This is a genomic window from Vibrio penaeicida, assembly GCF_019977755.1.
Taxonomy (GTDB): Bacteria; Pseudomonadota; Gammaproteobacteria; order Enterobacterales; family Vibrionaceae; genus Vibrio; species Vibrio penaeicida.
This window is the reverse complement of sequence record NZ_AP025144.1, coordinates 1,478,653-1,500,582: the sequence shown is the minus strand read 5'-3', so window position 1 is coordinate 1,500,582 and position 21,930 is coordinate 1,478,653. Positions and strand designations below refer to the sequence as shown.

At 43.8% G+C, this 21,930-nt stretch carries 25 protein-coding genes and 1 pseudogene; 5 read left to right on the top strand and 21 right to left on the bottom strand.

Translation table 11 applies throughout. The features are described 5' to 3' along the window. Positions 1-30 precede the first annotated feature (30 nt). Both nrdB and yfaE read left to right on the top strand, forming a co-directional pair. The gene (gene nrdB, locus LDO37_RS07015) at positions 31-1,164 is read left to right on the top strand and encodes a class Ia ribonucleoside-diphosphate reductase subunit beta (RefSeq protein ID WP_126610037.1); all 1,134 of its coding nucleotides are present in this window, start codon (positions 31-33) and stop codon (positions 1,162-1,164) included. Further along, entirely contained in the window at positions 1,164-1,442 is a 279-nt protein-coding gene (gene yfaE / locus LDO37_RS07010) for a class I ribonucleotide reductase maintenance protein YfaE (protein ID WP_126610036.1), read from the top strand. The genes nrdB and yfaE overlap by 1 nt, the downstream gene beginning before the upstream one ends. A gap of 43 nt (positions 1,443-1,485) precedes the next feature. Here the strand turns inward: yfaE and LDO37_RS07005 are convergent, their stop codons facing one another. Both LDO37_RS07005 and LDO37_RS07000 read right to left on the bottom strand, forming a co-directional pair. Next, on the bottom strand, positions 1,486-1,752 hold the full coding sequence (locus tag LDO37_RS07005) for a 30S ribosomal protein S6 modification protein (protein ID WP_126610035.1): 267 nt from the start codon (positions 1,750-1,752) through the stop codon (positions 1,486-1,488). 218 nt (positions 1,753-1,970) lie between these two features. Beyond that, positions 1,971-3,206, bottom strand: a complete 1,236-nt coding sequence (locus LDO37_RS07000; RefSeq protein WP_126610034.1) for a CinA family nicotinamide mononucleotide deamidase-related protein — start codon at positions 3,204-3,206, stop codon at positions 1,971-1,973. Positions 3,207-3,407: 201 nt separating this feature from the next. Between LDO37_RS07000 and LDO37_RS06995 the strand changes: the two genes are divergently transcribed. After that, complete coding sequence (locus LDO37_RS06995; protein WP_399480960.1) at positions 3,408-4,310, top strand: DUF3943 domain-containing protein; 903 nt, start codon at positions 3,408-3,410, stop codon at positions 4,308-4,310. 236 nt (positions 4,311-4,546) lie between these two features. Then, a complete protein-coding gene (locus LDO37_RS06990; protein ID WP_101115525.1) occupies positions 4,547-5,059 on the top strand; it encodes a glycine cleavage system protein R in 513 nt (170 codons plus the stop codon). A 74-nt stretch (positions 5,060-5,133) separates the two neighbouring features. Here the strand turns inward: LDO37_RS06990 and LDO37_RS06985 are convergent, their stop codons facing one another. The 11 genes from LDO37_RS06985 to LDO37_RS06935 all read right to left on the bottom strand — a co-directional run bounded on the left by LDO37_RS06985 (position 5,134) and on the right by LDO37_RS06935 (position 14,166). Continuing rightward, positions 5,134-5,637 carry a hypothetical protein gene (locus LDO37_RS06985; protein WP_224055377.1) on the bottom strand — a complete coding sequence of 168 codons (504 nt, stop codon included), beginning with the start codon at positions 5,635-5,637 and terminating at the stop codon, positions 5,134-5,136. Positions 5,638-5,672: 35 nt separating this feature from the next. Further along, positions 5,673-6,101 (bottom strand): hypothetical protein, encoded by a 429-nt coding sequence (locus LDO37_RS06980; RefSeq protein ID WP_126607216.1) that lies wholly within the window; start codon positions 6,099-6,101, stop codon positions 5,673-5,675. A 2-nt stretch (positions 6,102-6,103) separates the two neighbouring features. Then, a complete protein-coding gene (locus tag LDO37_RS06975) occupies positions 6,104-6,241 on the bottom strand; it encodes a hypothetical protein (RefSeq protein WP_185829761.1) in 138 nt (45 codons plus the stop codon). Beyond that, positions 6,231-6,818 (bottom strand): hypothetical protein, encoded by a 588-nt coding sequence (locus LDO37_RS06970; RefSeq protein WP_224055376.1) that lies wholly within the window; start codon positions 6,816-6,818, stop codon positions 6,231-6,233. The genes LDO37_RS06975 and LDO37_RS06970 overlap by 11 nt, the downstream gene beginning before the upstream one ends. A 74-nt stretch (positions 6,819-6,892) precedes the next feature. Further along, positions 6,893-7,192, bottom strand: coding sequence for a hypothetical protein (locus LDO37_RS06965; RefSeq protein WP_224055375.1), 300 nt, complete (start codon positions 7,190-7,192; stop codon positions 6,893-6,895). A gap of 1 nt (position 7,193) precedes the next feature. Further along, a complete protein-coding gene (locus LDO37_RS06960; RefSeq protein WP_185829761.1) occupies positions 7,194-7,331 on the bottom strand; it encodes a hypothetical protein in 138 nt (45 codons plus the stop codon). Beyond that, positions 7,321-8,337 (bottom strand): hypothetical protein, encoded by a 1,017-nt coding sequence (locus LDO37_RS06955; RefSeq protein WP_224055374.1) that lies wholly within the window; start codon positions 8,335-8,337, stop codon positions 7,321-7,323. Before LDO37_RS06955 ends, LDO37_RS06960 begins: the two co-directional genes overlap by 11 nt. Beyond that, positions 8,294-12,301, bottom strand: coding sequence for a hypothetical protein (locus LDO37_RS06950; protein ID WP_126610031.1), 4,008 nt, complete (start codon positions 12,299-12,301; stop codon positions 8,294-8,296). The genes LDO37_RS06955 and LDO37_RS06950 overlap by 44 nt, the downstream gene beginning before the upstream one ends. After that, positions 12,291-13,444, bottom strand: a protein-coding gene (locus LDO37_RS06945) for an IS3 family transposase (RefSeq protein ID WP_224055256.1) whose coding sequence is annotated in 2 segments (ribosomal slippage) — positions 12,291-13,198 and positions 13,198-13,444 — 1,155 coding nt in all. Because the reading frame shifts where the segments join, the coding sequence is not laid out codon by codon here. The genes LDO37_RS06950 and LDO37_RS06945 overlap by 11 nt, the downstream gene beginning before the upstream one ends. A 28-nt stretch (positions 13,445-13,472) precedes the next feature. Next, positions 13,473-13,610 (bottom strand): hypothetical protein, encoded by a 138-nt coding sequence (locus LDO37_RS06940; protein WP_185829951.1) that lies wholly within the window; start codon positions 13,608-13,610, stop codon positions 13,473-13,475. After that, positions 13,603-14,166 (bottom strand): DUF4123 domain-containing protein, encoded by a 564-nt coding sequence (locus LDO37_RS06935; protein WP_224055435.1) that lies wholly within the window; start codon positions 14,164-14,166, stop codon positions 13,603-13,605. Before LDO37_RS06935 ends, LDO37_RS06940 begins: the two co-directional genes overlap by 8 nt. 65 nt (positions 14,167-14,231) lie before the next feature. On the opposite strand from LDO37_RS06935, the pseudogene LDO37_RS06930 reads away from it, so the two are divergent. Continuing rightward, positions 14,232-15,387, top strand: a pseudogene (locus LDO37_RS06930) (IS3 family transposase). A gap of 27 nt (positions 15,388-15,414) precedes the next feature. Here LDO37_RS06930 and LDO37_RS06925 read toward each other — a convergent pair. From LDO37_RS06925 to LDO37_RS06890, 8 genes are all read right to left on the bottom strand, one after another. Beyond that, positions 15,415-15,630 (bottom strand): hypothetical protein, encoded by a 216-nt coding sequence (locus LDO37_RS06925; protein WP_126606680.1) that lies wholly within the window; start codon positions 15,628-15,630, stop codon positions 15,415-15,417. Between the two features lies 1 nt (position 15,631). Next, on the bottom strand, positions 15,632-16,090 hold the full coding sequence (locus LDO37_RS06920; protein WP_126606681.1) for a PAAR domain-containing protein: 459 nt from the start codon (positions 16,088-16,090) through the stop codon (positions 15,632-15,634). 263 nt (positions 16,091-16,353) lie between these two features. Further along, positions 16,354-17,352 carry a carbohydrate kinase family protein gene (locus tag LDO37_RS06915; RefSeq protein WP_126606682.1) on the bottom strand — a complete coding sequence of 333 codons (999 nt, stop codon included), beginning with the start codon at positions 17,350-17,352 and terminating at the stop codon, positions 16,354-16,356. Positions 17,353-17,358: 6 nt separating this feature from the next. Beyond that, positions 17,359-18,027, bottom strand: coding sequence for a D-lyxose/D-mannose family sugar isomerase (locus tag LDO37_RS06910; RefSeq protein WP_126606683.1), 669 nt, complete (start codon positions 18,025-18,027; stop codon positions 17,359-17,361). Continuing rightward, the gene (locus LDO37_RS06905; RefSeq protein ID WP_221768510.1) at positions 18,024-19,160 is read right to left on the bottom strand and encodes a Gfo/Idh/MocA family protein; all 1,137 of its coding nucleotides are present in this window, start codon (positions 19,158-19,160) and stop codon (positions 18,024-18,026) included. The genes LDO37_RS06910 and LDO37_RS06905 overlap by 4 nt, the downstream gene beginning before the upstream one ends. Further along, positions 19,157-19,993 (bottom strand): class I fructose-bisphosphate aldolase, encoded by an 837-nt coding sequence (locus LDO37_RS06900; protein WP_126606685.1) that lies wholly within the window; start codon positions 19,991-19,993, stop codon positions 19,157-19,159. The genes LDO37_RS06905 and LDO37_RS06900 overlap by 4 nt, the downstream gene beginning before the upstream one ends. Positions 19,994-20,003: 10 nt before the next feature. Next, the gene (locus LDO37_RS06895) at positions 20,004-20,765 is read right to left on the bottom strand and encodes an ATP-binding cassette domain-containing protein (protein WP_224055372.1); all 762 of its coding nucleotides are present in this window, start codon (positions 20,763-20,765) and stop codon (positions 20,004-20,006) included. Further along, entirely contained in the window at positions 20,758-21,795 is a 1,038-nt protein-coding gene (locus LDO37_RS06890) for an ABC transporter permease subunit (RefSeq protein WP_126606686.1), read from the bottom strand. The genes LDO37_RS06895 and LDO37_RS06890 overlap by 8 nt, the downstream gene beginning before the upstream one ends. Positions 21,796-21,930 lie beyond the last annotated feature (135 nt).

Below are 21,930 nucleotides of genomic sequence, written 5' to 3'. Positions count from 1 at the left end.
CAAAGAGGCTTTAATGGATTTGAGGCATTTATGGCTTACAGTACTTTCTCTCAAAAGAAAAATGACCAACTAAAAGAACCAATGTTTTTTGGTCAGTCAGTGAACGTAGCGCGTTACGATCAACAGAAGTTTGAAATTTTTGAAAAGCTGATTGAAAAACAGCTTTCTTTTTTCTGGCGTCCAGAAGAAGTGGATGTGTCTAGCGATCGTATCGACTACAACAAACTGCCGGAGCATGAAAAGCATATTTTCATCAGTAATCTGAAGTACCAAACACTTCTTGATTCTATCCAAGGTCGTAGCCCAAATGTTGCGTTACTTCCGCTTGTATCTCTACCTGAAGTAGAAACGTGGATCGAGACTTGGTCTTTCTCTGAGACCATTCACTCTCGCTCATACACTCACATCATTCGTAATATCGTGAATGACCCAGGTTTGGTGTTTGATGACATCGTAGAAAACGAGCACATCTTAAAGCGCGCGAAAGACATTGCTCATTACTATGATGATTTAATCGAACTGACAAACGATTATCACCGCTATGGTGAAGGTAAGCACGTCATCAACGGAGAAACTGTAGATATCACTCTAACCGAGCTTAAGAAAAAGCTGTACGTTTGTCTGATGTCTGTTAATGCGTTAGAGGCGATTCGATTTTACGTAAGCTTTGCATGTTCCTTCGCTTTTGCAGAACGTGAACTGATGGAAGGTAACGCTAAAATCATCAAGCTTATCGCTCGTGACGAAGCACTGCACTTAACGGGTACTCAGCACATGCTGAACTTACTTCGTAACGGTCAAGATGATTTAGAGTTCTTACAAATCGCTGAAGAGTGTAAACAAGAATGTTTCGACCTATTTAAAGAAGCTGCAGAGCAGGAAAAAGAGTGGGCAGAGTACCTATTCAAAGACGGTTCTATGATCGGTTTGAATAAAGACATTCTGTGCCAATACGTTGAGTACATCACGAACATTCGTATGCAGTCAGTAGGTTTAGGTGTCGCATACCCAGACGCAACGTCTAACCCAATTCCATGGATCAATGCTTGGTTATCTTCAGATAACGTACAAGTAGCGCCTCAAGAAGCGGAAATCAGCTCTTACCTTGTTGGTCAAATCGATAACGAAGTCGATGCTGAAGATTTCGGAGATTTTGAGCTGTAATGCAAAAAATTAAAATCAACGAACTTAGCCCTATTATCGCCAGCAGCGAAAAGACGTTGCTGGAGGAAATGGAGAGCGCGGGATTTGAACCTGAGTACAACTGTCGAGATGGTCATTGTGGCGCGTGCCGCTGTGAATTGAAGTCAGGAGAGGTCGAATACGTTGGTTTTGCGATGGCATTTACACAGCCAAAAGAAATTTTGCCCTGCATATGCAGGGCAAAAACCGATGTCGAATTAGAAAAAGTAAACTATCAGCTCAAGGTCAAAAGCGCTTGATATCTCGTAATATCACCCTTGTTACCCGCTAATTTCCTGCATCTCAAACACATTCAGATCTGCTTAAATTTGCATATTTTCCGAGTAAATATTCAGCCGTCTTGAACGAGATATCCTTCTCACCTATTGATTTGCCATCGTCGTCAAACAATGACATTCGATAACCACCATTCGGGGTATCGTTGTCCGCTATAGGTGCTGCTAACCAAGTCGATACTAAATCGCTGACATGTTCGCTATGTGCTTCTCCTAACAACACTTTTTCACCGGATACTCGGTACCAAACTTTGATCATTGATTGTGTAATCATGGGTCCCTCCAGATCATAAATGATGATAACAGTGTGCCATTTAATTGTTCTGACCCTTCTTATATTAGCTAATTCTCAGCCGATCCCAAGCCTCAAATTAAAGAAAATGGTCAAAAAACACCTTGCATAAAAAATGAAACATACTTGGTGTTTTTTACTCGACTTTACTCTTTGAGAGATAACGACAAATTAAAAGTCAACGAATTCTCTTATAACTTTTACACTGCAGAGTTAGGTACATAAAGCTCTTTTTTTCTAACCAGAGAGCTGTAATGTCCAAAGACAGCTTTTTCCTCTAAATGACGCCTTAACATGTCCAGCATAACTGCGGCAATTAAGCTACGTTTATCCTGCTTTCCATAATTTCGCGCAAACTCGAGCACTTGCCCCCACTCGCCATTTCCAGTGGATAAAGCAACCGCAAACACATTGTCCTTCAACTTCCCACAAGATAACCCAAACGTAGCTTTACCGTTTTCTCGGGTTGCAGCCGCCAAGGCTAAAGAAGCGGCCAGTGGATCTTGCTCAACCAAATTTTTATCCATTTCTGTATTCATCACCCAGCTTTGTTTTAGCTGTTTTGCCATTGGCTCACTTTCGTGCAACCAACTCGTCAGAAAACCACCGCTAGCCTGCTCTGCGAGTGATAACGTCGTACCGCCTTCAACCAAAAGAGCCGCTACATTGTCAATCATGGGTTCATCCACACTCACGACATTGTCTTTCAAGTGCCCATACACAATTTGAAGGAGCTTCAAACGCCTTTCCATGTCTGCAGCAGGGCCAAATATCTTCACTTCAATGAAAGGCAAATAAGAGCGGTATCCCAGTTCATACTGATCGGGCAGTTTTATCAGGTCTAATTTATCCGATATACCTGACTCAGAGAGCCCAATAGTATAAAGTCTGCTGCATTCGGACGGTAGGATATCGCGGTATGTCTCGCTTAGTATCGGAATAATTTGCTCCTCTACCATGCGCTTAAATTCGCTCGGTACACCCGGCGTAAAATATAGCTTGGCTTTATTGAGTGTCATCGAAAAACCGCAAGCCGTCCCGATTGGGTTATCGATAATGGTGGCTTTTTCAGGGAGCATCGCCTGTTTGAGATTACTGTCCGGCATAGTGAGCCCACGACGAGTAAACTTCTCTTCCATAACGGTTAACCACTCTTGAAACAAACTGAGTTTTTGTCCTGATGCTTTCGCCGCTGCCGACGCTGTTAAGTCATCGGTAGTCGGACCTAGCCCACCATTTACAATTACAACATCGAAGGACTTGCTTAAACGCAAAATCTCGTCTTTTAATACGTCAAGCTGGTCGCCAACCGTAGAACGTGCCGAAAGCTGAAATCCACTTTGATACAGGATTTCACCTAGCCATGAAGCATTGGTATCCACGATATCTCCGTGAAGCACCTCTTCGCCTGTACTCAACATTGCCACTTTCAACATAAACTTAACCTTTGCTTTTTTCTTCTGATATCACAATTGTTCGATGCAAAATAGTAATTCATAGTCAACTACATTCAGCTCAACTATTCTAATTAGACCGCCCTACAAGCTGATATTTTTCAATTTTTTAACGATTAAAGGGATTGCATCTATCATTCGTAAAGAGAATAATGCTCAGCTCACTATTTTTGGTTTTTCTCAATGGAGATCTCTGTGCGACTGAAGTCACTGTCTACCGCATTGCTTGCATTTGCTACGTCAACCCAAGCTGCTGATTTTGATATCAACAACTACTCTTATGACTTATATAGCGGCGATGATCAACAAAGCTACAGTCTTAACATTGAAACAAATGTAAATCCATTCTATCTCTCTTTAAATGACAATATTGAGACGGAACCAAAACTCGAAGCGCCTCTTCCATTGTATCTTCAAGTTCAGCCTGAAAAAGACTGGAATTACCTTAAAGAACAAACCTATACGATTTTGGGTCTCAGCGTTGCTACAGTGGGCTTAATGACACTTCTGCCTGAGAGTATTACCAAGTGGGATGCAGAAGCACGCGATATGAGTAAGCTTGGGAAAAAATGGTCTGATAATGTCAGCCAAGGTCCTGTATGGGACAGAGACGAGCACTTCCTCAACTATATAATGCACCCATACTTTGGTGGTGTTTACTACACGGCTTCTCGTCATGCAGGATTTAATGAATTTGAGTCTTATCTCTACTCAATGACAATGTCGACGTTGTTCTGGGAATTTGGCGTAGAAGCGTTTGCTGAGATCCCATCTTGGCAAGATATTTTCATCACACCTTTCTTTGGCGCTGTTGTCGGTGAACTGATGTTCGAAGGCGAACAAAAAATTGTCCACAATGGTGGTGAAGTATTAGGGTCTGAAACCCTAGGTGACGTCTCGCTGTTTTTCCTAAACCCAGTTGGTCACATTCATTATTGGGTGACAGACGCATGGGGTGGTGATGCGAAGTTTAACTTCCGAACTCAGCCTTGGACAGGTTACCAAACCGAAGTCGATATGGCAGTAAACCCGCAAGGTCCACTAGACAAACAGTTCTACGGAATGGAACTGACGTTAACCTTTTAACGTTGTTCTTTACCTTGTCCAAAGCGCCCTTCGTGGCGCTTTTTCAATTTTTAGAGCTTTATTCGATTTTTAGAGCTATATCCACTGCGCTTTTAATAAACTTGATTCTTATCATATTTCCCTACCGCTAATTTTCTATACTCACTTATACCCAAGCGACCTCAAGGTGCAGAGTTCAGCATCTTGAAGTTACTTGGGTATAGTTAATAGCCACCCTGCGATCAGGAGGATGTAATATGTACACGACTTTTATTGTAAATTTTGTCGGCACTGCAACCCCTACCACTATCAAAAAATTAGCGTCAACGACACACGATAATGGTGGAAAGTGGCTTCTTAGCAAAGTGAATTTCATTGAACACCAAGTCGCAGCCGTTATAAAAATTGAGTTGCCATCTGAGAATGAAGATACCGTCAAAGATGCTTTCTTAAATACACCCGACCTCATCGTACAATTCAGCCAAGCGAGCGATCTGAGCTACGAAGCCGATACCATCCACCAAATCAGATTGGACTCTAATGATAGAGCCGGTATCGTGAATGAAATCAGTCATGTGCTGGATGGACAGGGAGTTAGCATATTAGACATGGACTGCCAGCGCGTATTTATTGCTGGCGGAGGCGGTGTTAGTTCCAGTCTCTTCAGCTCGACCATGGCATTAAAAATACCTAAAGAATCCAACATCAACGACATCATTAATGAGCTGGAATCGCTGAGCGAAGACACGCGTGTCGTGTTGGAGGATTAAAACAAGATGAGAGTATCACTTGATACTCTCATCATACCCATATTGAAATACTCTTTTCTGCTTACTTACGTTCGCTAAACTGCGTGAATTTCTTCTGGGGTTTGCGCATAAATATTGATCGGCTTGCCGAGTGGCGGAATGTGTTTTTGGTTTTCTGCCATTTGTGCGACCACTTGATCAAACTCTTTGTCCGACATACTGCGCCAGTATTTGGGATCTCGCCCGATTTCTTTGTCGTAGGCGGCGGTTGTTGGGTCTTTGCTACGGAACGCTTCTAATAAAGGCAAGTCGGGCAATGGTTGGCTAACGTCCATATATTGCTGAATCACGTTCCACAGGCGTTTATGATCGTCTGGGTGGGTTGAACCAATCATTTCTCCAATGGTGACGTGCTGGCTGTAATCGCTGTAACGGTGCACAAGAGCGATGCCAAAAGAAAGGTGACCGTATTGGTTGGTTGAACTGAATAAACAGCAATCAAATTCAACAAAGGGGTGGCTGTATACCACATCTTCATCATTATCATAAAGGGTAACCATGCCTGTCTGGCGGCTCAGCGTGTATTTTTTTCTTAGCATTATATGGGCAAAGTATTTAAATGAAAGGTATGTAGTCAACCACCCCCCCCCCCTCCGGGCAAAAGAACGTAACATACAGACCAAGCTACAAGCTCAGCAATACCATAAACAGTATCCATAAGCGAATGCCCACCGAATATTGGTAGGAACGATACTAATAGAAAAACGGGGAATAAGAATATAACCACTCCTTTTGAAATCATATAAATGAAATATACAGCCTGATATATATTTATAAAATCCGAGTTTGATATGCTTTTCTCATTCCAATAATTAGAGTCGTCACCTTTTATTTCAGAAGGCTTCAACTTTTCAATTAAATTTAAGGGTGCATCGTCCTGAGTTTGGGTGTAGTCAAAATTTTTCCCTGATATATTTAATCGACCAAATCTATTTTTTCTTGTTTCTGGGCGATCTTGGTGTTGAGGTTGAGTACTATCAAATACTGAGAGCTCTTTACTCATTGTTATTTACCTACCGATGATGTTTGCAACCAGCCAATATCATCGCTGTCAAAGAGTGGAAGGTCGCGAACCGCACCCCTACGCAGGTCGATTGCGACAAAGCCATCAGCCATTACTTCTGAGCTACCGCTAAACAACATGGATTTCTTCTGGGGTTTGCGCATAAATATTGATCGGCTTGCCGAGTGGCGGAATGTGTTTTTGGTTTTCTGCCATTTGTGCGACCACTTGATCAAACTCTTTGTCCGACATACTGCGCCAGTATTTGGGATCTCGCTCGATTTCTTTGTCGTATGCTGCCGTTGTTGGATCTTTACTACGGAACACTTCTAATAACGGCAGGTCGGGCAGTGGTTGGCTAACGTCCATATACTGCTGAATCACGTTCCACAGGCGTTTATGATCGTCTGGGTGGGTTGAACCAATCATTTCTCCAATAGTGACGTGCTGGCTGTAATCGCTGTAACGGTGCACAAGAGCGATGCCAAAAGAAAGGTGACCGTATTGGTTGGTTGAACTGAATAAACAGCAATCAAATTCAACAAAAGGGTGGCTGTAGATCACATCTTCATCATTGTCATAAAGGGTAACCATGCCAGTTTGGCGGCTTAGCGTATATTTCTTCCTGACCATTTTATGAGCGAATTGGTGAAATAATAATAATGTCAGCCCCCAAGCACTACCGAATGGAATAAGTACATAATTTACTCCCATCATATTAATATCTATAAAAATATCTAACCCTTCCTGAAATGGTTTAAAAAGAGACCCCCACAGTGACAACATAAACACTATAGGAAAAAAAATATAACCATTCCTTTGGAAATCATATAAATATAGTAAAAAACTTGATATTTTGTTATGAAATCTGAATTCAAAAGATTATTTTCATCCCAAAACTCTACATCGTCACTTTTGATTGATGAAGGTTTTAACTTTTCAATTAAGTTAATAGGGGCATCATCCTGAGTTAGCGTGTAGTCAAACTTTTGCCCAGATGTATTTAACCGACCAAATCTATTTTTTCTTGTTTCTGGGCGATCTTGGTGTTGAGGTTGAGTACTATCAAATACTGAGAATTCTTTACTCATGTTATTTACCTACCGATGATGTTTGCAACCAGCCAATATCATCGCTGTCAAAGAGTGGAAGGTCGCGAACCGCACCCCTACGCAGGTCGATTGCGACAAAGCCATCAGCCATTACTTCTGAGCTACCGCTAAACAACATGGATTTCTTCTGGGGTTTGCGCATAAATATTGATCGGCTTGCCGAGTGGCGGAATGTGTTTTTGGTTTTCTGCCATTTGTGCGACCACTTGATCAAACTCTTTGTCCGACATACTGCGCCAGTATTTGGGATCTCGCCCGATTTCTTTGTCGTAGGCGGCGGTTGTTGGGTCTTTGCTACGGAACGCTTCTAATAAAGGCAAGTCGGGCAATGGTTGGCTAACGTCCATATATTGCTGAATCACGTTCCACAAGCGTTTATGATCGTCTGGGTGGGTGGAACCAATCATTTCTCCAATGGTGACGTGCTGGCTGTAATCGCAGTAACGATGCACAAGAGCGATGCCAAAAGAAAGATGCCCATATTGGTTGGTTGAGCTGAATAAACGGCAATCAAACTCAACAAAGGGGTGGCTGTAGATCACATCTTCATCATTGCCATAAAGACTCACCATGCCTGTTTGGCGGTTTAGCTCATGTTTTTTTCTTACTAGCTTATGAGCTAAGCTAGCAGGGAACTTTTCAAATAGTAACCAAAGGAAAAACCAAGTACTTCCAAATGGCATTAGTACATATAAAGCACTCATAGTATTAAGGTGTACGAAGACCTCAAGTGCATCATTAAATGGATGAACAAAAAATGCTCCTAAAGATATAAAGAAACTAATAGGAACAAAAAAAATCACCGTGCCTCTTGCTATCAGGTGGGTGTAGAATAAAATATAACTAATGGTAATCAAATCTGTAGCAGCTAGCCTATGCTCATTCCAAAAACTTATATCATCATTAATCCCAGAAGATCTTAATTTCCTTATCAAGCTAATAGGAGAGTCATCTTGAGATTTAGTAAAACTTAGATTTTCCCCTAATGTATTTTTTAACTGAAAGCGATGTTTTTCTCGGCCTAAATTGTCTTGCCTCTGAGGTTCACGGCTATCAAATGCTAGATTTCTTTTATTCATTTCATTTACCAACTGATGATACTTGCAACCAACCAATATCATCATTATCAAACAATGGAATGTCACGAGCCGATGAGTCTATGGGTTTGTCCATCGGCGGAAGTGGGAAAATGTACTCATCTACCTTTAGCTGTGCACGCACGGTAACGGCTCGTTGGTAACTGAATTCATATATCTTGTACGTCTGTGGAATAAGCTGCTGTTTGGTTTGGGGAACAGGTTTGGTGAATGTAACGAAATAGAGCTTGCCATCCAACACATTATGCTCGTATTGCACTGCCATATTGTCAGCGCTTAAAGGGAAAAACTTAGGAGAAGCATAGAGATTTCCTGAATCCACTTCTCTAATTTCTTGCAATGCCGATTCGCGAATATGGAGCGATTCGTTGATCAGATCCGTATTTAAAATATGGTGAAGGTTGCTTCTTAAATAAATAACATGTGTGCTACCGCTGCTATGTATTTTTGACAGTGCTTCTTGCGAAATCTCGATACCAGAGTTGCCCATAAAACGACCCAGTGTATAGAGGTTGACACCAAAATTTAAAAGCAAATTCACTAAATGCCGATAGCCAATGTCTGAATCTTGCAATTGCTTTAGCTTTTCTGGTGGCGAGTCAGAGAACGGACCATTCTTTAGCCAGCGTTCCATTTCACCGTCTTTCAGCCAGATGTAAAGTAGCCCGCCGACCACAGCAAAACCTAACCCCCACCACCCCAGCATGGCTAATAGTGAACCTTTCGCCCCTAAATAAGCAAAGCTGGATAGGGCGGAACCCATCGCCACCAGCCCCATGGCCACCCCAGCATCATGATCATTTTCAGAAAAAGAAACCAAAGCATCTCTTAGGGCTATACCTGATGTTACAAGACCTGCGATATACCCTGCGTAAGTAAGCCTTGATATGTTCGTAGCTACCCCAAATTTTTTTACAAACAATTCAGGTGTTTTGTGTGTCTTATTCATCCATTGCAGCGCTTGGGCATTTTGCCCCATCAACAAATTCGCAGAATGACCAAGCGTAATAGCAAAATCAAGTGCTGCACTTCCTGCGCTAACGATATTGTATAAGCTTCTGTCTGAACTACGTAATTTCTTAAAATGCTCTGCATTGGCATGTAAATTAAACACTTCAATAACTGTTATGGCATAAGGCAGCCTAAGTTTGTAATAGGTGTTACTCAGTTTGTTGCCGGCTATACCTTCGCTTTCAAGATCTTTAAAGGCCCGGTTGTATTCTGGGTCTTGTGCCAATTTAGCTAAATCCGACCCTTCTGGTGCGATGTTCACTAACCATGTTTTCTTGCTAGGCTGAAAATCCATGTTATGTTGGCTAGCGATATTTTTAATCGTGCGTTTCTTACTTGCCATGACCAGTTCTTGCGTATCTTCGAATTGTTGGTACACCTCTTTATTCACATGATTCGATGAACGACTAGGCAAACGCTCACCATTGGTGGTTCCCCATTGATTTCGAGGCATACCGTCTGCCCCCATTTCTGCCGTACCAACGACCACGCCGGAAAGCTGGTGTTGCCCTGCTTCATAAAGATTGATATGCCCCATCACAGGTGGCGCTCCATGTTTTAACATGGCTAACGGCGATAGATACGCTTTAATCAGGAATGAAGTGGTTTGGGTGCCAACCATTGAAGCGGTCACCGCATTGAGTGATTCAAAATACCCTTGGAACAACCCATTAACAGCACCAGTCACGCGCCTGATTGTGCCATACTCGCCCTGCTCATTATCCATGCCCATCATTTCCCCAGTGAGGGCATCTTTGAGTTCTTCCGATTTGATCTCTTCAATATTCAATAGCAGGTTTTCATCTGCCCACTGAGCAATCAGCGCTAAGGTGGTGAACCCAGATCCATCGTTATGGGGAACAATGCCCTCCACACAAGGTTTGAGGTGCACCATTTTTTCATCACCTTCCCCCTTTATTTCAACAATGTCATCTAATTCGGGGAACAGTACACGGTGGAGCTTGTGGCTGTTGTCGTTTCTTAATATGCGCTCCGCACTTTCGATATAGGGATTTCCGAAATCTTCATTGGGCATACCAATTTTATCAACACCACGTGAATGCAATGAAAGCGCGCTTAGCGCTCTCCCAGCTAGTACGTGGACCAATGTTGGATCTTGGTTGTCACCGGAGTTCACATCTCGCGCCGCATGATAGAAGTCATTCTGCTCCAGTGTGTGTTGCAATTTTGGTTTGATATCTTCAATTGCCATACGAGCAGAAAGCCGCTCAGCTTCCCTTAGCGTTCGGCTATATTTGCTACTGTACCCATAATCGAGTGCTTTTTTGTATTGGTAGTATGGATTCGGCTCTTTGCCGAATTTTTCTTGCATAATAAAGCTTTGCACCAACTCAGCACTTCTAAAATGCGGTTGATGAGTCGCATTTTCACTCACTGCCATCAAAAACAGAGAAGCGTAGTTGATCAAGTAAGTGTGCTGACGCAATTCAAATAACGGATCAGGCAGCAATACGCCTTTAATGTTTCGGCTCTTGGCATCCTGCAATAGATCTTGGCTTGACGGCATGGAAAAATCGGGGCGTTCAGCGCCTTCTCTATTCTCGACCACTCCTTCTTTTTGGTTGAGATGCATGATCGCGTGATACTTTAAGTAGAGTTCTAAACGCTCAACATAGAAGGGGTTGGTTTCTTCTCGAAATTGCTTGTTAGCAAACCATCCATCATCCAAGGACTTTTGAAGGTTTTGCTCTATGGTGTTGTATCTAGCTTGGAACCATTCACCGGATAAGTCATGCACCAATAAGCTTGGGTCTGGCAGTAAGTATTCCAAATCCGCTTGTCTTGCTCTCATTTCAGGCAGCGTATCCAGATCTTCTTCCAAGAATTCTGGCGGTTGTAGCCGTTGTTCTAACTCAGATTGATCATTTTCTAAATAGTTAAGGCGAGCCGCACTCCACTGCACTTCTGAAAACGCGATTCGGACGTCGGTTACGTTGCCCGACTCTCTTGACGGATACCAAATTTCTTTAATGGGCTTTCCTGTGACTTCTCGGCGCTCTTTCAATCGGAAGGGTTTGTCCCGTCCTTCCCGGTATTGGTATAGGTGAACGTCACGGTAAACCATTTCGCCATTATCATCGGTAGAAATTTCTATCTCGCGCCAGAACTTGCCGCGATATGTCAGGTACACATACCCTGAGCGAGACAACGCTATGCAATCTTGTTGCTTTTTTTCTCTATCAAAGCTTGGGAGCGTGGTGAATGGTAAGAAAGCGCACACTTGAAAATCTTGTTCATCTGAGCGCTCTGGTGTGTTGGAAACATCGTTAAACAGAGGCAATTTAATGGGGTCGCCTTCGCTTTCAACCTTTAACCACACATTGGCGTTGTCTACTTCTGGTTTCCAATCCCACCCATACACTGTCGAGATTTCATTTTCACTATCCACCAATTTTCTACTTTCAATGGTGTTTTTTTGGTTCATGTCCGTTAGGTCATAAAATTCAAAGTCTTGTTCTGATCCATGCGATAACCCGATGGTTTCGACTAAGAATTTTTCCTTTTCGCTTTGTGCGTTAAACCCCTTAATTTCGAAAACATAACTCTGATTAGTTTCAATAGAAAAAGAGCCTTGCGCGCCCTTTTGGTGTTCATCAAAGGCGTGAAATGCTTCTACTTTATTTGGGTTTTCTTGCTTATCTTCGTTACTAAGGTTTTGTTCTTCTTTTTCTAGGTTTACAAAATCCCCTGTGGTAGCGAAAATATAGTTAACAGGGTTAGACTGTACGCCCACAGCCCCATCCCACGCTTGTTTTACGTTGGAGGATGCGCCTTCTTCACGAGGCTTTCTCGATTGGACTAACGGTACCCATTCGTCAAAATCGAGCTCAACCTTGTAGCGACCTGCCGTTAGATTACTCACTAAAACAGGAGATTCTGCAAGCATAAATGAGGTTTTCTCACCGCTGTCGGCGATATGATCTGCTCCAGCAAGACTGGACACTTCATTAAGCGACATTTTGCTGTTCAAAGTTAACTGGGCTTAGATACCCAAGAGCACTGTGCCTTCTCATCCGATTATAATCAACCTCAATGTACTCGAAGACCGTTTGGCGCATCTCATTTCTTGTCATGATCGGTTCGTATTGGATCGCCTCGACTTTCATAGAATGGAAGAAGCTCTCAACACACGCATTATCCCAACAGTTTCCTTTTCTACTCATACTTTGTTTTAGGTTATAAGCACTTATTATGTCCCTATAGTCTTTTGAGCAATACTGGCTACCTCGATCACTATGGACAGTAACATGCTCAGGGAACCCTCGACGGAACAGAGCCATTGATAATGCATCGCAGACCAGAGTTGCCGTCATCCTCGTATCCATTGACCAACCGATCACTTGTCGTGAGTAAAGGTCGATGATGACAGCCAGATACAACCAGCCTTCGCTCGTGGCAAGATACGTGATATCTCCCGCCCATTTTTGATTCGGAGCCGTTGCGTTAAAGTCTTGAGCTAGCAAGTTCGGCGCTACGGGCATCTTATGCTTGCTATCCGTCGTACATTTAAACTTGCGTGCCGCTTTCGGCGTTAAATCCTGACGCTTCATACTGGCGGCAATGGTTTTAACATTACGGCTATCCCCATTCTCAGCTAGCTCTTTCTGGATGCGCCTTGAGCCATCACGCCCCTTACTATTGTCAAAAGCTTTTTTGACTTTTTCATCAAGCTTTTGGCGTATTGCCTCACGCTGGATGGCTTTGTGGCGATGCTTAATCCAGTAATAGAACCCACTTCGTGAAACTTCGAACACCTTAGCCATGCGGACCACATTGAAACACAGAAGGTGTTCTAGCATAAATTCATAGCAATCTACTTTAGATTTTTCGCGAAGTAGGTGGCGGCCTTTTTTACGATATCTAGCTCTTCAGCTTGCTCAGCCAATTGCCTTTTGAGCTTGGCGACTTCGGCAGCGAGATCTCTTTCACGCTGACTGGTACTGGTGTCTTTTTTAATTGCCTTACGCCAACCGTAGATCTGGGATTCATGCAACCCGAGCTGCCTCGCTGCCGCAGCAACTCCCACTTTCTCTGATAGCTTCAAAGCTTCTGCCTTAAATTCAGGGGAATGTTTAATTCTAGTTTTTTTGTTAGTTGTCATTGTTCACCTCGTTAGTGATTGTACTCACTTAACTTGGTGTCCAAAACTGTTGGGGCGGATCAATAAGGTTACCTGATACCCAACTCAGAGGTTGATTGAATTCATCACGAAACGTCAGTTCTATCCAATATTTCTTTTGCATACAAGGTGCACAAAACTCAAACATGACTTTGTCTCCACGAGTTCAACTTGGGTAAATAACTTTCATCCAACATCATTTTTTCTATCAGTATTTCCGAATTAACCTCTACAGGGGCGAGACGGGAAAATACATACAACTCGCTGTCTCTGGGTTGCAAACCTTTAGAATGAGCAAATGTTAAAAGCTCTGTGATTCTTAATTTGGGGACTTCAAACCTTTGAACGAGTTCAGGCATCCATTGCCAACAGGCTTTCTCGATATTGGGGGCATGTGCTGTAAACGAATAGCAATGCTTTAGATGATGTTTGCGTATTCTCCACCAAGGCTCATCTGTGGGTTGCCAGCGCTTAGGTGGAAGATGTGACCTATTTATCACTCGCCCTTCTCTGGTTAACGAAATGGCGTGATTACAGCCGAGAAACTCTGCAAGTTCTTCTTTACTGAAGCTAGGAAGCATCCCACCCAATACTTCCGGATCGTAAAAACGGAAGAAAACTTCTTCACCCTCATAACCAGAAACCAATAAGCTTCTTAAATGCTGGAGTAAGTCTTCCGAACTGGAAGATGTCGCGAAAAGGATACCTGATCCGCCCCAGCAGTTTTGGACACCAAGTTAAGTGAGTACAATCACTAACGAGGTGAACAATGACAACTAACAAAAAAACTAGAATTAAACATTCCCCTGAATTTAAGGCAGAAGCTTTGAAGCTATCAGAGAAAGTGGGAGTTGCTGCGGCAGCGAGGCAGCTCGGGTTGCATGAATCCCAGATCTACGGTTGGCGTAAGGCAATTAAAAAAGACACCAGTACCAGTCAGCGTGAAAGAGATCTCGCTGCCGAAGTCGCCAAGCTCAAAAGGCAATTGGCTGAGCAAGCTGAAGAGCTAGATATCGTAAAAAAGGCCGCCACCTACTTCGCGAAAAATCTAAAGTAGATTGCTATGAATTTATGCTAGAACACCTTCTGTGTTTCAATGTGGTCCGCATGGCTAAGGTGTTCGAAGTTTCACGAAGTGGGTTCTATTACTGGATTAAGCATCGCCACAAGGTACCATCCAGCGTGAGGCAATACGCCAAAAGCTTGATGAAAAAGTCAAAAAAGCTTTTGACAATAGTAAGGGGCGTGATGGCTCAAGGCGCATCCAGAAAGAGCTAGCTGAGAATGGGGATAGCCGTAATGTTAAAACCATTGCCGCCAGTATGAAGCGTCAGGATTTAACGCCGAAAGCGGCACGCAAGTTTAAATGTACGACGGATAGCAAGCATAAGATGCCCGTAGCGCCGAACTTGCTAGCTCAAGACTTTAACGCAACGGCTCCGAATCAAAAATGGGCGGGAGATATCACGTATCTTGCCACGAGCGAAGGCTGGTTGTATCTGGCTGTCATCATCGACCTTTACTCACGACAAGTGATCGGTTGGTCAATGGATACGAGGATGACGGCAACTCTGGTCTGCGATGCATTATCAATGGCTCTGTTCCGTCGAGGGTTCCCTGAGCATGTTACTGTCCATAGTGATCGAGGTAGCCAGTATTGCTCAAAAGACTATAGGGACATAATAAGTGCTTATAACCTAAAACAAAGTATGAGTAGAAAAGGAAACTGTTGGGATAATGCGTGTGTTGAGAGCTTCTTCCATTCTATGAAAGTCGAGGCGATCCAATACGAACCGATCATGACAAGAAATGAGATGCGCCAAACGGTCTTCGAGTACATTGAGGTTGATTATAATCGGATGAGAAGGCACAGTGCTCTTGGGTATCTAAGCCCAGTTAACTTTGAACAGCAAAATGTCGCTTAATGAAGTGTCCAGTCTTGCTGGAGCAGATCAACCCTCCATCCAAATTTTTGAATCTGTTATGTTGTAAACGCTAGATACATCCCATAGGACGGGGGACATAGAAACAAGATCAGAAAAATGCTCCCCATCGAACAAAGAGAAATAGGGCACATCCATGTTTTGCCATTTCTCACTTTCTGGGGACTGATGGCCACTAAGCCAATAGATATTTAGATGCTCGTTTTCGCTAAACCACTCCAACATATTATTGCCCCATCGAACACAGTTTTAGCATGGGTAAATGTAACTCTTCAGCTTCAACTAGGCTCTTGATAGGAACAAACTCCGTTGGTTGATATCCTGCTCTGGCTTCTTCTTTATCTCGTTCTTTGATTGCCGCAACTTCGGAGCTTTCAGAACTTACCATAATACCTGCATCTCCAATTAATACATTGCCGCTACCACTTGCAATAACGCCGCCATGAGCCGTCCCATCTCCCATTCGAGCAGCCGGTTTTCCGTTAATGAAAACGCTTGATGAACCAGCAGATATGGAATCTGGGGGACCAATACATGGAGCCATATCACCCTGACGGGCTGCAGGCATAGAATTGACCAGTACATTTGGTGAGCCAGCTGCAACAGGACACCCCACATGAGGGATTTTCCCCGTTTTATCCGGACAGGCGTGCGCATCTCCAACACGTGCGGCAGGTTTAGACATGGATACAACACTTCTTGAAATTTCAAAGTGCCTGAATTAAAAAGCATTTATTGTCATTAATAGAAATATAGATTGCACAATATGCGAAAGATCTCACATTAAGAATTTAATGCTTATCCAGATAGATAATAAGAGGGGTAGATATAGAGAAATTAAGTCAGCGCGAGGTTCATTGCCTGATAGCGATTATGAGAAGCCCCCTTTTAATTAAGTAGACGAAATCACGCAAACGCAGATCGGGATTTCTAGCTAGTCACTGTAAATTAGTATTTTTCTTGAATACTCTGAATAGACACTAACGAATCAACCGTTGTATACCCTTTCAAACATTCGGCGGCATTTGCGTTAGCCAAATGAAGTGTTTTTTCTGGGCTAACTTCATTATAGATGCCCCAAAGGCAAGCACTGCAAAACGCGTCTCCCGCCCCTACGCTAGAAACAATATCTTCAGGGCTGAGCTGTAGGCTTTCAACCCAAATATAGTCACCAAATTTAGAAACCCACGCGGCGCCTTCTGGCATGTGGATGATGACGTTTTTATTTACCCCTTTCTCAAGCAGTGCCTTCGCGGCTTCCAAGATGTCTTCTGAGTCTATTGTTCCGTTTTTTCGCAGCTTTTTTTGTAAGCAGTACCCTGCTTCGAGTTCATTTATGATCAAGTGGTCGACGTATTTGAGGCAAGGAGTAACCTGTTTTTCAACGTTTTCAATTTCCGTCGAAACCATGTCTAAACTGGTTTCTAAGCCCAAGATCTTTAACTGTTTTAGCGCTTTGGCAGCGTAAGGTAAACCGTTTCTGTCTAAGGTATCCATGGTTTTGAGCAGCAATAAATACCCAAAGTGTGCAATTTTTATGTTTCGCATACCAATGGCGGTATAAGGAATGTCGACTGGGGAAAAGCCCGCCGATACTCCATCCTGATAAAAGAAGGTCCGTTCGCCGGTGCTTATATCCGTCATAACATGAGTGTGCGCTGTAATGCCTGGGACCGACTTGATCCACGAATAGTCGAACCCGTATTGATGGCAGATATCCAAAGCAAGCTGACCGTATTCGTCGTCCCCCACCACACCACACCCATAAACAGGTAAGGTGTCGTCTAGAACGCTTAGGCCAATCGCCACATTAAATGCACAACCACCGGGGCCTTTGACTTGTCGCTCAATAAGCCCTAGACCCGATTTTTCGGGCCAAGGGGAGACAAAATGAACCAAATCGATGATCCAATTCCCGATGCACAGAATGCCTTTTCTACCTGCCATACTCACCTACTTAAGCTCATTCCAAAGTGGATAAATCGCAGGTTCGTCTTCAACAATGTCTGAAAAGCGGCCAAGTGGCTGATCAAAATAATTGTCACCATTGTCGTCGTTCGCCATCGATACTTCGCCAGTCAGTACAGGACCTTTGCCTTTTTCACCGTAAAAGCGATGCATTAATCCAGTGGGGATTCGAATGCTTTGACCTGGTGTAAGAATGATTTTCTCGAACGGTTTCGCCCTTACAACCTCCCCATCCACCGTTACTTCGATGTCTTTGTCTAAGTGCTCACCTTTACCATTCACTTTCACACATTCCACCACTAAGTTACCGCCACCGCGGTTGATGATGTCTTCTACTTTTTTCTTGTGATAATGAAGGGGGGTTTCCTGCTCTTCTTTTACCATCATGATTTTTTCAGCATAAGGTACGCTGTTTTTATCCGACTGATCGCCATTGCGAATGCAAAATAAAACCAACCCTCGTTGGTCGAATCGGTCTTCGTTGAAGTCGGTCACATCCCACCCTAGCTGGTATTTATGATTGTAAGCTGCTAGGTCGCCATTACCTTGCCATACCTCTTTATTCCAATTCCCCCAACGCGGAAGTTTAAAATGAAATTTTTCCATCAATTCTTCAGCGTCGCGTATGGCTTGATTGACCTGAGATCGTTTCATTGTATTTTCTCCACAGATTTATTTTGATGAGACAGCAAGGCTGCCGTGAAAATTTGATGCTGGATCATGGCTTCTTGAGGTGTAACACATTGAAAGCCTGATACGCTGCCAGACGCCAGCTCGTCGATAAAAGATGCCCACATTTGTAATACAGCATCGGTAAAACCAAACTCCATGATTCCACCTGAAATGGTCGGGTAAACGGGCAAATACCCTACGGGTACGGTTTGCCATATTTGTGCACCACCAGCCTGATATTCCATTTTTTCGTACTGATTTGGGTTTGCAGTAGAAAATCGAAAACTGCCATTGATTCCATGCAGCTCAAAATACCAAGAATTATTGTGACCTGGTGCTATTCGGTACGTTTTCAAACGTGTTGGAAATACCTGACCTTGCCAACTCGTCATACAATGTAAATCGGCATTTTCAAAGGTATCGCAGTCTATCCACTCCCCTTGTGTGTTCTTTCTTCTCTTCACCACATCGCTTAATTGGGCATAAACGCTGTCAAATGCCCAACCCAGCTTTAGTGGCACATGCAGAATGTGCATTCCCAAGTCACCCATACAACCGTATTCACCACAAAATTGCTTCTGCCGTTTCCAGTTAATTGGTTTATCCGGATTGATATCACTGGAGTGAAGGAATCCAATATCAGCATGTAGAAAGGTATTCTCGCCGCTGTTTTCCATGTCCCGAATCATGGCTTGCATCGCTGGGTAAAATGGAAATTCTGAAGTACAACGAACAAACACCTCTGGGTGATCGTCAATGCACGCTAAAATCTTTTCAGATGCCGATTTGTCGATGCCGAAAGGTTTTTCAGCAAGTAGGTGCTTCCCTGCTTTGATGATGTCTATATAGAGCTTTTCATGTAAGTGATGTGGCACCGCGCAATAAATCGCATCGATGGATTCATCGCTAAGTAGCTCTTGGTAATTTTCAGTATAAGTTCTGATGGATGGAAAATTGTCTCGATACCAGCCATGTATTGACGTGTTGGTATCACACAGCGCGACGATTTCAGGCTTGCCTGCAACATTCGTTAAATGACACCAACGTGAGGCTGCCGAGGCAAATTCTTTGCCCATCATCCCACCGCCAATAATCCCAAATCGGATGGTTTTCATGATGCGTCCCCAATCAGCAATTTTGCCTCTTGTGGCGTTACGCCTTCATGGACAATTTTCATTAGGGCGCGCGTAATTCCGGCAGGGTCGTGGTGTTGAATCACATTGCGACCATACACAATCCCCTTTGCTCCCTGCTCCATAAGCTCGGATGTTCTTTTCAGAATTTCGTCATCACTCACCCGACCGCCCCCTCTGACCAAAACAGGCACTTGCTGCGCAGTTTCGATCACTTTGTGGTATTGGCTCACATCGTCGCAAGGATCCGCTTTAATGATATCCGCCCCCAGCTCACTGGCTTGACGAACCAAAGGGACAATTTTACTGATGTCACCATCGACCATATAGCCGCCAGCGCTGCTATTGGGCTGCATAACCAAGGGCTCGACCATTAAGGGCATGTCGTAAATCTCGCATTCTTTGCGCAGCACGTTGATTCGTTTTAAGCACTGACGATACAAATCGGTCTCGTTCGGCAATTGCAATAGGTTCACCACCACGCAAGCCGCATCTAACCTAAGTGCTCTTTCCACTGGATTTTCGATCATTTCAGAAAAAATAGGCGGCACCAACTCCGTGCCATAGCAGTTCGCAATGTCTGTTCTCAATACCAATGCTGGTTTCTTAGACTTGTTCATGCCTTGTAGTAAGCGAGCACTGCCCGGCGGAAGTTGGATGGCATCCGGGTCGGCTTTCACAATGGCAGAGATGGCTTGTTCCATATTCTCGATGCCTTGTAGAAACGCGCCCTGATTAAACATTCCGTGGTCTATCGCCACATCAAAACAGTGACCTGACTCTCCAAACAATCGGTTCATTCTTGCTGATAACATGATATTTTCCTTAGCCTGCAACCATTAAATGGACGAGTTCTTCGCTGTTGGTTTCTGAAGCCTCACGCACTCCAACCACTTGACCACGACGAAGGACTGTAATTCTGTCGGATACGGCAAACACGTCATTCATGTTGTGAGAGATAAGAATGATCGCAACGCCTTGTTCTTTGAGTTTTAAAATCAGTTCCATCACCTTTCTTTGCTCTGGCACTCCGAGCGCGGCTGTCGGTTCATCCATGATCAGCACTTTGGCTTGCCAATACACTGCGCGACCAATGGCGATCGCTTGCCTCTGACCACCAGACAAACTCAATACAGGCTTTTTCAACGAAGCTTTAGGGATGATAATGTCCAGTGGCTTAATCACTTCTTCTGCCACTTTGGTCATGTACGTTCTGTCGAGAACAGGGAAAATACCAAGGCGTTTGGTTTTAGGTTCTCGACCAAGAAAAATATTGCTGCCCACGTCCAAATTATCGGCGAGTGCCAAGTCCTGATAGATGGTTTCGATACCTGAACTTCGAGCTTGTGACGGGTCTTCAAACGCAATTTGTTCCGCTTGGTACGTCATGGTTCCACTATCCGGGATATAGACTCCAGACAGTGTTTTAATTAAGGTAGATTTTCCTGCTCCATTATCCCCCACCAGCGCCATCACTTCGCCTGGCTTAACTTCAAACGACACATCTTTAAGGGCTTCAACACCACCAAATGTTTTGCAAATCTTTGAAGCAGAAAGAATCGGTTTCATTTCAGAAGTACTAATCACCGGAGCCTCCTGTCAGCTTAGATTTAGATTGGTCAATAAACACAGAGACAATAATCACGACCCCGACGGCGACAAACTGCCAAAATGGTTCCACGTCTATGAATACCAGACCAAACTGGATCACCGCGATTATCAGAGCCCCGATTAATGTACCAACCACAGTGCCATAGCCACCAAATAGACTTGCACCGCCAATAACAACTGCTGCAATGGAATCCAAAAGCATCGGTTCACCCGCCTGTGCTGCACCCGCAGAAAACCTTGCCGTATACGTAGCCCCTGCCAACCCTGCACACAACGCCGCGAGGATATATACCCAAGTCAGCTGTCGTTTTACTTTGATTCCTGAGCGGATAGCCGCATGCCTGTTACCACCTATTGCGTAGGTGTATTGACCAAAGCGAGTTTGAGAAAGGATGTAATGCGCGACAATCAAAACCGCGAGGGCGAGAAGAACGGGGTAAGGGATTCCAAGTAACTTGCCATTACCAAACGCGTACAAGTACGTATTGTTGACAGGCACTGTGGTGCCATCGGCAAAGATGAAACCCATTCCTCGCGCCACGCCATACATGCCCAGAGTTCCGATAAAAGGAGGAATAGCGAGCCGAGCGATCAAGGTTCCATTAATAACCCCGGGTATAAAGGAAGCAAATAGCGCAGCAGCAAACCCAACCACAATGGCAATGAAGGTATCCGCAGGCATTAAGTTCATCGTGGTAGCCATTATTACGGACGCAAAGCCCATGATGAAACCCAACGACAAATCGATTCCCGCCGCGATGATGACAAAAGTTTGACCAATTCCAAGTAAAAGTGGCGCAGCAGCAAACAACGCGATGCTTTGTAAGGTAAAGCTGTTACCCAGAAACGTCGTTTCAAACATAATTTGAGACCACACTTCGAAAAAGATCAGCAATAAGCTCAAAAACAACCAAGGCCACGCTTTACTCAACCATTCCAGCCAAGAAAATCCCGTATCTTGAGATGAGCTGTCCTCTGCCTTTGTGGTAGTTGGAACACTAGACATAAATAACACCTATTTTTGGAGTTTCTGGGGCAGAATCCTTCTGCCCCTTAGTTTCAAGCGAATGCTTAGGGTTGAAGACCCTTACTGAATTCTATGGCTCATCACTCGATGAACCACTGCTCTGTGACACACCTA

Coding starts and splice junctions, on each gene's coding strand:
- LDO37_RS06975 (WP_185829761.1), bottom strand. CDS start 6,241: ATGTTGTTTAGCGGTAGCTCAGAAGTAATGGCTGATGGCTTTGTCGCA.
- LDO37_RS06965 (WP_224055375.1), bottom strand. CDS start 7,192: ATGAGTAAAGAATTCTCAGTATTTGATAGTACTCAACCTCAACACCAA.
- LDO37_RS06950 (WP_126610031.1), bottom strand. CDS start 12,301: ATGTCGCTTAATGAAGTGTCCAGTCTTGCTGGAGCAGATCATATCGCC.
- LDO37_RS06970 (WP_224055376.1), bottom strand. CDS start 6,818: ATGATGGGAGTAAATTATGTACTTATTCCATTCGGTAGTGCTTGGGGG.
- LDO37_RS06995 (WP_399480960.1), top strand. CDS start 3,408: ATGGAGATCTCTGTGCGACTGAAGTCACTGTCTACCGCATTGCTTGCA.
- LDO37_RS06980 (WP_126607216.1), bottom strand. CDS start 6,101: ATGAGTAAAGAGCTCTCAGTATTTGATAGTACTCAACCTCAACACCAA.
- LDO37_RS06920 (WP_126606681.1), bottom strand. CDS start 16,090: ATGTCTAAACCTGCCGCACGTGTTGGAGATGCGCACGCCTGTCCGGAT.
- LDO37_RS06985 (WP_224055377.1), bottom strand. CDS start 5,637: ATGCTAAGAAAAAAATACACGCTGAGCCGCCAGACAGGCATGGTTACC.
- LDO37_RS06890 (WP_126606686.1), bottom strand. CDS start 21,795: ATGTCTAGTGTTCCAACTACCACAAAGGCAGAGGACAGCTCATCTCAA.
- LDO37_RS06955 (WP_224055374.1), bottom strand. CDS start 8,337: ATGATGATATTGGTTGGTTGCAAGTATCATCAGTTGGTAAATGAAATG.
- LDO37_RS06900 (WP_126606685.1), bottom strand. CDS start 19,993: ATGTTATCAGCAAGAATGAACCGATTGTTTGGAGAGTCAGGTCACTGT.
- LDO37_RS07005 (WP_126610035.1), bottom strand. CDS start 1,752: ATGATTACACAATCAATGATCAAAGTTTGGTACCGAGTATCCGGTGAA.
- nrdB (WP_126610037.1), top strand. CDS start 31: ATGGCTTACAGTACTTTCTCTCAAAAGAAAAATGACCAACTAAAAGAA.
- LDO37_RS06960 (WP_185829761.1), bottom strand. CDS start 7,331: ATGTTGTTTAGCGGTAGCTCAGAAGTAATGGCTGATGGCTTTGTCGCA.
- LDO37_RS06990 (WP_101115525.1), top strand. CDS start 4,547: ATGTACACGACTTTTATTGTAAATTTTGTCGGCACTGCAACCCCTACC.
- LDO37_RS06925 (WP_126606680.1), bottom strand. CDS start 15,630: ATGTTGGAGTGGTTTAGCGAAAACGAGCATCTAAATATCTATTGGCTT.
- LDO37_RS06910 (WP_126606683.1), bottom strand. CDS start 18,027: ATGAAACGATCTCAGGTCAATCAAGCCATACGCGACGCTGAAGAATTG.
- LDO37_RS06940 (WP_185829951.1), bottom strand. CDS start 13,610: ATGTTTGAGTTTTGTGCACCTTGTATGCAAAAGAAATATTGGATAGAA.
- LDO37_RS06905 (WP_221768510.1), bottom strand. CDS start 19,160: ATGAAAACCATCCGATTTGGGATTATTGGCGGTGGGATGATGGGCAAA.
- LDO37_RS07000 (WP_126610034.1), bottom strand. CDS start 3,206: ATGTTGAAAGTGGCAATGTTGAGTACAGGCGAAGAGGTGCTTCACGGA.
- LDO37_RS06915 (WP_126606682.1), bottom strand. CDS start 17,352: ATGGCAGGTAGAAAAGGCATTCTGTGCATCGGGAATTGGATCATCGAT.
- yfaE (WP_126610036.1), top strand. CDS start 1,164: ATGCAAAAAATTAAAATCAACGAACTTAGCCCTATTATCGCCAGCAGC.